The following is a 12,304-nucleotide window of genomic DNA, read 5'->3' as shown; positions in this document are numbered from 1 at the left end:
TCGTCTACGCGCCGACCGTCATCGAACGGTACGACGAACTCACCTCGGGGGAGGTCTCGCTGACCGACATCGCACACGACCGATGACGGTCGCGGGCGATACGAGCGTCGCGGACGCCATCGACCTGTTTCAGGCGCAAAACCAGGAACTCGCACTGGTGTTGGACGGACAGGACGTCATCGGGTTGGTAACGGCGACGGACGCGTTCGAAGCCGTCCTCGGGGAGTTAGAGGACCCGATGGACAGGGAGATGGCCGCCTGAGGAATCGTTCGCCTACCGGTCGTGGAACTCTCGCGCTTGCTCGCGCGTCATCGTCTCCCACTCGCCGTCGTCGGTTCGAACCTGCACGTGTCCGTCGGGAATCTCCGTTTCGACCGTTTCAACGTGCGTTTCGAGGAGATGCGATTCGTACTGCTTCCACGCGGCCCGCTCTGACGGCGCGATGGCGACCCAACCGCACTCGTCTTGACTGCACCGAATCATTGAATGTCGTCACTCGCTACGAGGGATATAAGCCTTGAGAAACGTCGGTGACGGTCAGTGGCGGTCGGTGGGGTCTATTCGCCGCTCACGACCCGCGAGGAGAGGTCGCCGATGGTTCCCTTCACGGTGTACTCCGGCGTCTCGATGTGGATCATCGAGTCCGCCGTTACGTCCTCGAACTTGAGTTCGAGGGTGTAGGACCCGTCCGTCAGGATGTCCGTCGCTTCGTTCTGTCCGGTTTCGAGCTGTCGCGCCCACGCCGTCTTTCCGGCGAAGGCGGCGTCGGTGACGCCCGAGATGATGTACGCCACCGGATTGTACGACGTGTTGGAGCCGCGAATCGGGTAGTCCCTGTCGTGCCACTCCCAGAACCCCTCGTCGATGACGAAGACGTTCTCGTAGCCCTTCTGCATGAGTGCGGATGCTCGAATCGAAGAGAGATGGTGCGGACAGCCACAGTAACAGACGATGCGGTCGGATTTCGGCCAGTTCAGCACGGGGTCACGCTCCGGGGCACCACGGACGCCCGGTGCGGGACTCAACACGGCCCCGTAGATGTGCGAGGTCTTGTACTGTTTTGTGCCGCGAGCGTCGGCGAACCGCGCTTCCCCGCGCTTGTACCAGTTGTAGACGATATCTGTCGGGACGAGGGGGACCTCCTCACCGCCCTCGGATTTCGTGTCGAACGAGGACGGGTCGAAGCTCTTTTTCTTCGGCTTCTCGTCGAACTCCGGCGGATACCCATCGACGTTGCCGTCTTCGGGCATGGGATAACTCGAAGACCCCGAGCCACTGCCTCGATTGAGACACCCGCTCAATCCCGCGACTGCCACGGAACTAGCCGCGAGAAAGGTACGTCGGTTCATTACTATGGCCCCGTAGCAACTACCCCTTTATCAATTTTATTATTGACAGAACGCTGTTAATTATAGACTGCGTAATCGAAGCGACGGTCGGTACGGAAAACATACCTAACAGGTTTGGCACCGTCTTTTTTCAGAATGACAGCGTACCAACTGCTGTTCTCGGGGCACACCCAATGAAAGACACACACGTAGAGGCGGGGAAGGCGATACAGCAGCAGACCGGGAAAACGTTCCATCTCGCCACTCGGCTGTTGCCCGAGCGAGTGCGCCACCCGACGTACGTGTTGTACGGGTTCTTCCGTATCTGCGACGAGGTGGTGGACGACGCCGCCGACGTTCCGGCCGAGGAGCAAGCCGAACGGTTGGAGTCGCTCCGAAAGCAAGCCCTCGGGGAAGAACCCGCCGATGACCCGATTTTGGAGGCGTTCCACGACCTCTGTGAGTCACGCGGTATCGCGGACGAGGAGGTCGTCGTCTTCATCGACGCGATGGCGACGGACATCGACAAATCGCGCTACGGAACCTACGAGGAACTGGAGGCGTACATGCGCGGTTCGGCCGCCGCCGTCGGGCAAATGATGACGTCGGTGATGAACCCGGACGACGCCGAGCGAGCGCGACCGCACGCGACGTCGCTCGGCGAGGCGTTCCAACTCACCAACTTCCTCCGGGACGTGCGCGAGGACATCGAAGACCGGAATCGAATCTACCTTCCTCGAACGACGCTCTCGCGGCACGGCGTGGCCGACGAACAGATAGAGCGCCTCGAGTTCACGGCCGGGTTCGCCGAGGTCATGCAGGACGAACTTCGCCGCGCGGAAGCCCTGTACCGGGAGGGCGTCGCCGGAATCCGGTACCTCCCCGAGGACTGCCAGTTCGCGGTCTTGCTCGCGGCGGTGCTGTACGCGGAGTACCACCGCGTGATTCGAGCGCAGAAGTACGACGTGCTCTCCAAGGAACCGTCGCTGGGGACCGTCCGAAAACTCGTGCTCCTCGCCAAGACGCGGTGGCACTGGCGGAAGACGCGCGACCCCGAAACCGTCTTCCGGACCGTAACCCCCGTCGGAACGCCGGAACACCGCGGGTCGGACGTGGAGCGTCGGGATACGCTTCCGACTCGATAACTCTCGCTTTCTCCCCGTCTCAATCGTCGCCGTGGCCTTCGCTGGCGTGCTCCGCGAACGACGGCAGGTCCGGAACCGAACGCATGTCGTGTGTCCCCGTCGGCGGCAGGTTCGCCGCCGCCGCGGGCGAGTCCGTCAGGTCCGTCTCGCCGTCTATCGATTCCATGTCGCCGTCGACGGCCCGCGCGTCCTGGTCGATGCGCATCGAGCAGAACTCCACGCCGCACATCGAGCAGTAGCGCGCTTTCTTGTAGTTATCGCCGGGGAGGGATTGGTCGTGGTACGCTCGTGCCCGTTCCGGGTCGAGGGCGAGTTCGAACTGTCGTGACCAGTCGAACTCGTAGCGGGCCTCCGAGAGCGCGTCGTCCCAGTCGCGGGCACCCGGTTGGCCGGTTGCGACGTCGGCCGCGTGGGCCGCGATTCGGTACGCCGCGAGGCCGTCCCGAACGTCCTCCTCTTCGGGGAGTCCGAGGTGCTCTTTCGGCGTCACGTAACACAGCATGGCCGCTCCGGCCCGAGCGGCCTCGGTGGCACCGATGGCGCTCGTGATGTGGTCGTACCCGGGCGCGATGTCGGTCACCAACGGACCGAGGACGTAGAACGGAGCGCCGTCACAGACCTCCTGCTGGCGTTCGACGTTCATTTCGATGTCGTCCATCGGGACGTGGCCCGGCCCCTCGATCATGACCTGAACGCCGTGGTCCCGTGCCGTTCGAGTCAGTTCGCCCAACGTCTCCAGTTCGGCGAACTGCGCGTCGTCGCACGCGTCAGCGAGGCAACCGGGCCGAAGGCCGTCGCCGAGGCTGAACGTCACGTCGTACTCGGCGAAAATCGCGCAAATCCGCTCGAAGTGAGTGTACAGCGGGTTTTGGGCCTCGTTCTCCTCCATCCACTTGGCGAGAATCGACCCGCCGCGCGAGACGATGCCGGTCTTCCGACCGTTGGTGAGCGGGACGTGTTCCAGCAACACGCCCGCGTGGACGGTCATGTAATCGACGCCCTGCCGAGCCTGTCTCTCGATGACGTCGAGCAGTAACTCGGGCGTGAGGTCGGCAACGTCGTCGACGCGCGTGACCGCCTCGTAAATCGGGACGGTTCCGACCGGAACCGGAGCGTGTTGAACATTCGTCTCACGAATCGAATCGAGGTTCGCACCGGTGCTCAAGTCCATCACGGTATCCGCGCCGTAGTGAACCGCCGCGTGGAGCTTTCGAAGTTCCTCCTCGGGGTCGCTCGTCGTCTCGCTGTTGCCGATATTCGCGTTGACCTTCGTGGCGAACTCTCGCCCGATTATCATCGGGTCGAGCACGTCGTGTTCGTGGTTGTTCGGGATGACCGCCCGCCCCTCGGCGACCGCTCGCCGAATCGTCTCTGGGTCCCTGCTCTCCCGCTCCGCCACTCGTTTCATCGCCGCGGTCAGTTCGCCGGAACGAGCGCGTTGGAGTTGTGTTTCCGACATCAATTACTGAGTTATATTACTAGGTAATAATTCTTGTCGAACGAAATCGGCACCAACGTTCACCATCGCCCGGCACGAACGTGGCGTATGCGAGTCGCAGTCCTCGAAGAACCCGGTTCCTTCGTCGTCGAAGAGCGAGACAAACCAGCCCCCGACCCGGACGAGGTGGTCGTCGAAATCGGCGAGGTCGGCATCTGCGGGTCCGACGTTCACTACTACGAACACGGCCGCATCGGCGATTACGTGGTCGAATCGCCGCTCGTCCTCGGGCACGAGAGCGCGGGCGAAGTCGCCGCTATCGGCGAGAACGCCGCCGACGATTTCGACGTCGGCGACCGCGTGACGCTCGAACCCGGCGTCCCCTGTCGGCGCTGTCCGTACTGCAAGCGCGGCGAGTACAACCTCTGTCCCGACGTGACGTTCATGGCGACTCCGCCGGACGACGGCGCGTTCGCGGAGTTCGTCGCGTGGCCCGCCGACTTCACCTATCGGCTACCGGATTCCGTCTCGACCCGCGAAGGAGCGCTCTGTGAACCCTTGAGCGTCGGCATCCACGCCGCTCGACGGGGCGAGGTCGGCGTCGGCGATTCCGTCCTCGTGACGGGGTGCGGTCCCATCGGTCTGCTGGCGATGGAAGCCGCGAACGCCGCCGGAGCGACGGAGGTGTTCGTCTCCGACGTCGTTCCCGAAAAACTCGCGCTGGCCGAGGAGCGCGGCGCGGACGCGACCATCGACGTTCGGGAAGACCACCTCGGGGAAGCGGTCTCCGACCTCACAGACGGCGGGGGCGTCGATGTGGTCATCGAAGCGTCCGGGGCGGACCCCGCGATTCGAACCACCATCGACGCGGTTCGGCGGGGCGGGACCGTCGTCCTCATCGGACTCGCACAGGACGCGGAAATCCCGCTCGACACGGGTGAAATCATCGACAACGAACTCGACCTCCGAGGGTCGTTTCGCTACCGGAACACGTACCCAGCCGCCGTCCAGTTGCTGGCCGACGGCGCGGTTGACGTGGCTGGTATCGTGGATTTCGAAATGGAACTGCCGGATGTCGGCGAGGCGTTCGAGCGGGCGAAGGAGTCCGAGACGGTGAAAGGGATGCTTTCGGTTTCGCGGTGAGCGCGTTCGGAATTCGAACGACGGCGACCCGTTTCGTGACGGAAACGCCCCGTGTGTGGTACTTTTTGTCGTATGAGCAGTCACCACAGATATCTAGTTAGAGATTGCCATGCTAGTCTCTGTCGAAATATTTACTCGGTAATGAGTAAACCTTATCAACACCAACCAACTACCTGGAAGTGATGATTGACACGAGTAACGAAACGACAACTGGGGAGGGTGAGCGATAATGTGGCAAGACATCGTATTTCTCTTCGGGAGCGTCTTTTCCCTCCTCGTTCTCGTTCCGACCCTCCGCGACTCGATGGCGAACGTCCCGCTCGGGACCTCCCTTCCATCGGCCGTTATCGGCATCGTCTACGGAACCGCCTTCTTCACGCTCGGGATGAGCCTCTCTGCCACCGGTTCCCTGCTCACTGGAATCATGTGGAGTCTCATCGCGGCGCTTCGGTCGCCGAACCCGCTCGCTACGCCCGCGGACTCCGAAACTGAAACGCGGACCAACGGGCACGGCGCGCCGCAACACGCGGATTAATCGGCCGCTTCTCGAACGAAACGCGACCCTACGGCTTCGGCGAAGCCGGGGGAGAATCGAACGGAAATACGGAATCGATTTTTTGACGCACCGATTTTTCGGCGTGCGCTACGACTCCTCGAACGCCGCTGTTTCCACCGACACCGGTGTCGGTCCGAGGGCGAAGGTCCGCCACGTCCGCCGGACGGGCGGCAGCTTCGGGGCGACGGTAAACAGACCCCGAACGACCGGAGCAACGGCCCACTCGGGGACCGACTCGCCGTTTTGTACGTACCACGTGACGACCCGCTCGCCGCGCCGTTGGAGGCGGAGCACTTCCTCGACGGCGGGTCGGCGAACCGACTCGAACCGCCGAAGGCGTTCCGCCGGAATCGGTTCGTCTCCCGTGTCGCCCGCATCACCCAGTTCGAGCGCGGTCGTGATGGTCCCGTGGGCGACCACGGCGTCCTGAATTGCGAGGCCGTTCCCCTGTCCGCCGACCGGCGAGGCGACGTGCGCCGCGTCGCCGAGCAGGAGCAGGCCGTCGTCCACCCATCGTTCCGTCAGTCCGGGTTCGATGTGGAGGAGCGAACACTGGTCGAACGATTCCAGATGCCGAGCGATGGCGGGGTCCACCGCGGCGATTTCCCGCCGAAATCGCTCGATACCGCGCTTTCTGATGTCGGGATAGGTACCCTTCTCGATGAACCACCCGGCCTGTGCGTCCTCCTCTCCGAGGCCGAAGTAGAGCAGGATGCCGTCGCGTTCGATGCGCCCCTGTGCGGCCGACCGAACGGCGTCCGCCGGGAGTTTGAACCACAGCAGTTCGATGTCGGAGTCGAACAGGCCGGAGTCGAGGTCGGCCGCCTTCCGAACCGTCGAAAAGCGGCCGTCCGCGCCGACGACGAGTCGGCTTCGAAGTTCGAGGTCCTCGTCCCGCTCGCGGTCGCTCGCTCGCACGCCGACGACCCGTCCCCCCTCACGAACGATGTCGGTGACGCCCGTCGCCGGACGGAACTCGAAGGTCGAAAACTCGTCGGCGCGGTCGATGAGCAGGCGGAGCAACGGCGGTTGTTCCATCAACAGACCGTAATCGTACGGTTTCGGCAGTTCGGAGAAATCGACGGCGTGATAGGACCGCCCGAACGCCGTCACCTCCGGTCGCCGAACCTCGTCGTGGTCGAGGGCCAGAACGTCGTCCAGCACGCCCATCTCCGCGAACAGTTTGACCGCGAGCGGTTGGAAGAAGTAGCCGCGAAACTCCCGGTCCAAATCGGCGTGGCGCTCCAACAGGACGGTATCGACGCCGCTTCTGGCGAGGAGGTAGCTCATCACACAGCCGCCCGGCCCGGCACCGACGACCACGACGGTCGTCTCGCGGGTCGTCGCGGACGCGCGCTGGTCGGCCATGTCTGGTCCCCGCTACTCCTCGTCCGCGTCGGCGTCGGAATCGACGTCCGCGTCCGATTCCACCGCTCCTTCACCGAGGAGCGCGTCCACGTCGGCGTGGTCGTGGAGGAGTTCGCCCATCCGCTCGACCGTCTCCTCGTCGCGGGTTCGACCGCTTCGAATCACGTCCTCGGCGCGTTCGATGGTCGTCAGCGTGTCCGCCTGCACGAGCAGGACGGGGACGCCCTTCTCCTCCGCCTTGCCGATGACGGCACCCGGCGGGCGGAACCCGCCCGTCAGAATCAGACACTTCACGCCGGGAGCTTCCAGCGCGACGGTGTGCAGGTCGGGGCGGTCGCCGCCGGTGACGAGGGCGGCGTCCCGCGTCCGACGGAGGTGACGGAGCGCCTTGTCGCCGCTCATCGCGCCGACGAGGAACCGCTCGACGAACTCGCCCGTGTCCGCCTTCGTGAGCAGTTCCGCGTTGAGTTCCGCCGCGAGGTCGCCAACCGTAACGCCCGCGAGGTCCTGCTGGCGCGGGACGACGCCGAGAACGGGGATGTTCCGCCCTTCGAGGAAGGGAACCACGTCCGTATCGAGCGGGTCGAAGTTCGTGTTCGAGACGGCGTTGAACAGCACGCCGGACAGTCGGTCGCCGATGTCGTCCACGGCGGCGAGCAGGTCGTCCACGTCGCTCCCTTTCTCGTACCCGGAGAGGAGAAGCACTTCCGCGTCGAGCAGTTCGGCGACTTCCGGGTCGGTGAGGTCGACGATACCGCCGGTCGTGAGATTGCCGCCGCCCTCGATTATCATCAGGTCGTGGCCCGACGACAGCGACTCGAAGCTCGTTCGAATCTGCTCGCGGAGTTTGTCGGGATCCTCGCGGCCCCGGATGGCTTGCTCGATGAACGTCGGCGAGTAGACGACGGGTTCGAGTTCGTGCATTTCGGCGTCAAGGCCGAGCAGTTCGCGGGCCAGCATCGGGTCCTCGTCCAACGTCTTGCCGACGTTGCTCTGGAGTCGGGTGCCCTTCGGTTTCATGTAGCCCACCGACAGCCCGCGCTGCTGTGCGAGTCGCGCCAGTGCGAGGGCGACGGCGGTCTTGCCTGTGCTTTCTTCGGTTGCGGTGACGAGTATCGTGTTCATAGTTCGTCCGTGTCCACGGTCAGTCGGATGTCTATCGCTCGCACGCCGTCCGGAGTGGCGACGAGTGGGTTCACGTCGAGTTCCAGAATCGCGGGGAAGTCGGTCACGAGTTGTGAGAGTCGCTGGAGGCTTTCGACCACGCCATCGATGTCGGCGGGGTCGCGGCCCCGCGCCCCGCGGAGCAGGGGTGCCGCCTCGATGTCGTTCACCATCTCGCTCGCCTCGCGCTCGCTTATCGGCGCGACGCGGAAGGTGGTGTCCTCGATGATTTCGACGAAGATGCCGCCCAGTCCGAACAGGAGGAGCGGACCGAACTGCGGGTCGCGGTTCATGCCGATGATGGTCTCCGTACCCGAGTCGAGGTCCACCATCTCCTGGACCTGCACGCCGAGAATCGTCGCGTCGGGTTGGTAGTTCCGCGCCCGCGTCACGAGGTCCTCGTAGGCGTCGTACACGTCCTCGTTTCCGACGCCGACTTTCACGCCGCCGATGTCGGATTTGTGTAGGATGTCGGGACTGACTATCTTCATGACGACGTTCCCCTCGATGTCCTGTGCGGCGCTCACCGCGTCTTCCGGTGAATCCGCGATGGTACCGTCGGGCGTCGGAATGCCGTACGCGTCGAGCAGTCCCATCGCCTCCACGCCGAGGCGGTTGTCCCCGCGCTCTTTTGCGCGGGAGAGGATTTCCGCGGCGCGTTCCCTGTCCACGTCGAATTCGGTCGGTTTCCCGTACTCGCGCTGGCTGATGTCGCGGTACGTGGTGAGGGCGTCCAGACTCCGCACCGCGCGGGCCGGGTCGAAGTAGTTCGGAATCCCACCCTCGCGGAGGAGTTCCGCCGCCTCCTCGGTTCGTTCGCCGCCCATCAACGCTGCGGCGACCGGTTTCCCGTGTTTCGCCTGCAGTTCGACGATGACGTCGGCGAGGTCGCGGTAGTCGATGACGGCCGTCGGCGCGGCCAGCACGACCGCGGTTCCGACGTTTTCGTCCCCAAGCGCGATATCGATGGCGTCCCGGAACCGTCCGATGTCGGCGTCGCCGATGGCGTCTATCGGGTTGTAGATGTTGGCCTCTTCGGGTAGGGCATCACCCAGTTCCGCGAGCGTGTCGTCGGAAAACGACGCCAGCGAGAGGGTCGAATCGCCCACCGCGTCGGTGGTCATCACGCCCGGTCCGCCCGCGTTCGTGACGATGGCCACGTCGTCCCGCTCGGGCAGGGGTTGGCCCGCCAGAATCTGGGCGAAATCGAACAGCTCTTGGACGGAATCGACGCGCAACACGCCCGCCTGTTCGAGTCCGGCCTCGTACGCCCGGTCGCTCCCCGCGAGGGTTCCGGTGTGCGAGGAAACGGCCTGCGCCCCGGCGTCGGTGCGCCCCGATTTCACCATCACGATAGGCGTGTCGTCGGTCACCTCGCGGGCCGTGTCGATAAACGTCCCGCCGTCCTCGACGCCTTCGAGGTAGCCCAGGATGACGTCCGTGTCGGGGTCCTCGCCCCACGCGCGGACGAAATCCGTCTCGTCCAACACGGCCTTGTTCCCGAGCGACACCACGTCCTTGAAGCCGAGTCCCTCGTCGTTCGCCCAGTCGAGGACGGCCGTGATGAACGCCCCCGATTGGCTCATGAACGACATGGACCCCGGCAGGGCGTTCTCCGGCCCGAAGGTCGCGTTCATGCCGACCGGCGTGCTCATTATCCCGAGGCTGTTGGGGCCGACGAGGTTCAGGTCGTACTCCGCCGCGATGTCCTGCAACTCTCGCTCCCGCTCTGCACCTTCGCTCCCCGTCTCACCGAATCCGGCGGTGATGACGACGACGTTTTTGATTCCGGCTTTGCCAGCCCCCCGAACCACGTTCACCGCGATGTGCGGCGGGACGACGACGACCGCGAGGTCTATGTCCGGCGCGGACGCGAGGTCGGGATAGCAGTCCAGTCCGAACACCTCGTCGTAGTTCGGATTGACGGGCACCGTCTCGCCGTCGAACTCGTCGCGGAGGTTGGTCACGATGGCGCGACCGATGGAGCCTTCCTTCTCCGTGGCTCCCACGACGGCGACACGAGACGGCGCGAAAAGGTCTGTGAGTACGGTGTCACCCATCGTTTCGAAGATTGGACGAGCGCGGGATTAAAACTAGTGCCCTGTTTCCACCGGCGGAGAATTACCCGCCGATTCGTGCGCCCGCCAAACCGCCGCTTCGAGGGAGCCCCTCTCGGGCGCGAAATGGAGGTGCGTCCCGCAGTCGCAATCCGACGCGCCGATGCCGGGAACTGGCTCGATTTCCTCGGCGAGCCGATCGGCGACGGCGCACTCCACGTCCGACGACTCGGTTCGAACGTCGGCCACGAGGTCCGTTTCGGGATGACCGAGCAGGTAATCGACGTGCCAGTGGCGGGCACCGTTCTCGCCAGACGCGACCCGCGCGTGGCGGTCGATACGCGAGAAGCCACCCTGTCCGAACGCGCTGCCGGTGTAGGCGTACCACCCGGAATCCAGTGCTCTGGGTCCCTTCGCGCCGAACTCGATTTCCGCGGGTTCTGCGAGCGAGACGAGGAGGGTGTACGTCCCCTTCATCCCTTAGAGGTGCGAGGCCACGATGCCACCCGCCACCGCGAGCATCGTCAGACCGTTCAGGACGACCGATTGCATGTGATACTGGGCGAACGCGTCGTCGCCCGCCGCCTCCATCTTCGGGATGAGCACCCAGCGGGCGTATCCCGTGAAGGCGACGCCGACCAGCGCGAGAGCGGCGACGACGATGCCGTCGAACGCATCCATCGCGTTGCCGACGACCGCGGCACCGAACGCCACGACACCCAATCCGAGTCCGAACTGATAGTACTTCGGGAAGATGGCGTTGACGACCTGTCCCGCGTCGTCGCCCAACACGTCGAACGTCGTCGGCGCACCGATGAACGAGAAGAACACGATGCTGCCGAGCCAGATTCCGAGCGCTGCGTCCGCGACGACGAGGAGTCCCGTTCCGAGAAGGGTCATATCGAACAGTTGGAACGACTAGCCAATCAAGATTGTTCTTCGTCGCGCGCGACGGCGTTGTACACCGTGGCGACGATGGCACCACCGAGTGCTCCGTCCATGAATCCCCAGAGCGCGCCGACGAGACTTCCCCGGAGCGTCGGCCGGTAGCCGATGTACAGCGAGGAGAGCGTTTCGACCGTTTCGTCGCCCCAACCGAACCGCGCTATCCACGCGTCCAGCATCACGTACAGCGACCACATCACGCCGCCGCCGAGTGCGAACGCGCGAACATCGAGTTTGTCCGTCATGAGTCCTCGGATGAGTTCGACGCGAACGGTCTTAGCGTTGGGTGGCCACAGGAAGCAACCGGCGGATCGATGGCGGGTCAGAAGTGCGAAAGCACCAGCGCACCGGCGACCGCGAGCATCGCCACGCCGACCGCGGTGACTCCGAGTATCGAACCGAACTCGTAGTACTTGGGGAAGATGGCGTTGACGACCTGTCCCGCGTCGTCGCCCAACACGTCGAACGTCGTCAGCGCGCCGACGAACGAGAAGAACACCATACCGCCGAGCCACATCCCGGGACTCGCGTCCAGAATCACCAACAGCGCCGTTCCGAGGAAGGTCATGACGGAACGGAAGATGCATCGCGAAATCGGTCTTTCCCCGACCGATTTCCGCTCTCGCTCTGACTTCCCCTCCGACCGGTTTCCGCTCTCGCTCTGACTTCCCGATCACTCGCTCACGCGCGCGACCGTCGCGTCGGCGTACTCCGCCAGTTCGTCGGGTGAAATCGGAAAGACGGCTTTCGGCGTCCCGGCGGCGGCCCAGACCGTCTCGAACTCGGTCAGCGTCTCGTCCAGATAGACGGGCAGGTCGCTGTCGTGGCAGAAGGGCGGGACGCCGCCGATGGACCAGCCGACCGACTCCCGAATCGCGTCGGCGTCGGCCATGCCGACCGCCGACTCGGAGGCGTCACGCAGTTCCGCCAGTCGGCCCTCGCTCACGCGGTTCGCCCCGCTGGTCACGACCACGACGAGTTCGTCGTCCGCGCGGAAGACGAGACTGCTGGCGATTTGGGCCACGTCACAGCCGATGGCGTCCGCAGCGTCCGCGGCGGTTTTCGTCCCTTCGGGAAACTCGTGAACGTCCGCGTCGAAACCGTACCGCTCCGCGGCGCGCGTTTCGAACTCTTCTGCTCGTTCGTGCATGTCCCCCAT

15 protein-coding genes are annotated in these 12,304 nt (G+C 64.5%); 4 read left to right on the top strand and 11 right to left on the bottom strand.

Features of this window, described 5'->3' with window-relative positions; translation table 11 throughout:
- Positions 1-262: CBS domain-containing protein (locus tag BG842_RS21790; protein WP_254663381.1), on the top strand; the 262-nt coding region annotated here is incomplete at its 5' end.
- 12 nt (positions 263-274) lie between these two features.
- Here the strand turns inward: BG842_RS21790 and BG842_RS21785 are convergent.
- Positions 275-484 carry a hypothetical protein gene (locus tag BG842_RS21785; protein ID WP_069452373.1) on the bottom strand — a complete coding sequence of 70 codons (210 nt, stop codon included), beginning with the start codon at positions 482-484 and terminating at the stop codon, positions 275-277.
- 74 nt (positions 485-558) lie between these two features.
- Positions 559-1,251, bottom strand: coding sequence for a rhodanese-like domain-containing protein (locus BG842_RS21780; RefSeq protein ID WP_069452372.1), 693 nt, complete (start codon positions 1,249-1,251; stop codon positions 559-561).
- A 272-nt stretch (positions 1,252-1,523) separates the two neighbouring features.
- Between BG842_RS21780 and BG842_RS21775 the strand changes: the two genes are divergently transcribed.
- Positions 1,524-2,474 (top strand): phytoene/squalene synthase family protein, encoded by a 951-nt coding sequence (locus tag BG842_RS21775; RefSeq protein WP_069452430.1) that lies wholly within the window; start codon positions 1,524-1,526, stop codon positions 2,472-2,474.
- 19 nt (positions 2,475-2,493) lie between these two features.
- On the opposite strand, the gene thiC is transcribed toward BG842_RS21775, so the two are convergent.
- Positions 2,494-3,933 carry a phosphomethylpyrimidine synthase ThiC gene (thiC, locus tag BG842_RS21770; RefSeq protein ID WP_069452433.1) on the bottom strand — a complete coding sequence of 480 codons (1,440 nt, stop codon included), beginning with the start codon at positions 3,931-3,933 and terminating at the stop codon, positions 2,494-2,496.
- Between the two features lie 87 nt (positions 3,934-4,020).
- Here thiC and BG842_RS21765 point away from each other — a divergent pair, with 87 nt between their 5' ends.
- Both BG842_RS21765 and BG842_RS21760 read left to right on the top strand, forming a co-directional pair.
- Positions 4,021-5,055 carry an NAD(P)-dependent alcohol dehydrogenase gene (locus tag BG842_RS21765; protein ID WP_069452429.1) on the top strand — a complete coding sequence of 345 codons (1,035 nt, stop codon included), beginning with the start codon at positions 4,021-4,023 and terminating at the stop codon, positions 5,053-5,055.
- A gap of 229 nt (positions 5,056-5,284) precedes the next feature.
- The gene (locus BG842_RS21760) at positions 5,285-5,590 is read left to right on the top strand and encodes a hypothetical protein (RefSeq protein WP_069452428.1); all 306 of its coding nucleotides are present in this window, start codon (positions 5,285-5,287) and stop codon (positions 5,588-5,590) included.
- Positions 5,591-5,698: 108 nt separating this feature from the next.
- Here the strand turns inward: BG842_RS21760 and BG842_RS21755 are convergent, their stop codons facing one another.
- From BG842_RS21755 to BG842_RS21720, 8 genes are all read right to left on the bottom strand, one after another.
- Entirely contained in the window at positions 5,699-6,979 is a 1,281-nt protein-coding gene (locus tag BG842_RS21755) for an FAD-dependent monooxygenase (RefSeq protein ID WP_069452427.1), read from the bottom strand.
- 12 nt (positions 6,980-6,991) lie between these two features.
- Positions 6,992-8,104 (bottom strand): phosphotransacetylase family protein, encoded by a 1,113-nt coding sequence (locus BG842_RS21750; RefSeq protein WP_069452426.1) that lies wholly within the window; start codon positions 8,102-8,104, stop codon positions 6,992-6,994.
- Entirely contained in the window at positions 8,101-10,203 is a 2,103-nt protein-coding gene (locus tag BG842_RS21745; protein ID WP_069452425.1) for an acetate--CoA ligase family protein, read from the bottom strand. The genes BG842_RS21750 and BG842_RS21745 overlap by 4 nt, the downstream gene beginning before the upstream one ends.
- A gap of 33 nt (positions 10,204-10,236) precedes the next feature.
- Positions 10,237-10,677 carry a DUF123 domain-containing protein gene (locus BG842_RS21740; protein ID WP_069452424.1) on the bottom strand — a complete coding sequence of 147 codons (441 nt, stop codon included), beginning with the start codon at positions 10,675-10,677 and terminating at the stop codon, positions 10,237-10,239.
- Positions 10,678-10,680: 3 nt separating this feature from the next.
- The gene (locus BG842_RS21735; protein WP_069452423.1) at positions 10,681-11,100 is read right to left on the bottom strand and encodes a DUF4149 domain-containing protein; all 420 of its coding nucleotides are present in this window, start codon (positions 11,098-11,100) and stop codon (positions 10,681-10,683) included.
- A 26-nt stretch (positions 11,101-11,126) separates the two neighbouring features.
- A complete protein-coding gene (locus BG842_RS21730) occupies positions 11,127-11,390 on the bottom strand; it encodes a bacteriophage holin (protein WP_007979053.1) in 264 nt (87 codons plus the stop codon).
- Between the two features lie 77 nt (positions 11,391-11,467).
- Positions 11,468-11,713: a DUF4149 domain-containing protein gene (locus tag BG842_RS21725; RefSeq protein ID WP_083252461.1), complete on the bottom strand. Its 246-nt coding sequence runs from the start codon at positions 11,711-11,713 to the stop codon at positions 11,468-11,470.
- 105 nt (positions 11,714-11,818) lie between these two features.
- A complete protein-coding gene (locus BG842_RS21720) occupies positions 11,819-12,295 on the bottom strand; it encodes a YbaK/EbsC family protein (protein WP_069452432.1) in 477 nt (158 codons plus the stop codon).
- Between the last annotated feature and the right edge of the window lie 9 nt (positions 12,296-12,304).

The organism is Haladaptatus sp. W1, from assembly GCF_001723155.1.
Classification (GTDB): domain Archaea; phylum Halobacteriota; class Halobacteria; order Halobacteriales; family Haladaptataceae; genus Haladaptatus; species Haladaptatus paucihalophilus.
Note: the sequence above shows the minus strand (reverse complement) of the source record. Positions and strands in the feature narration are given on the sequence as shown.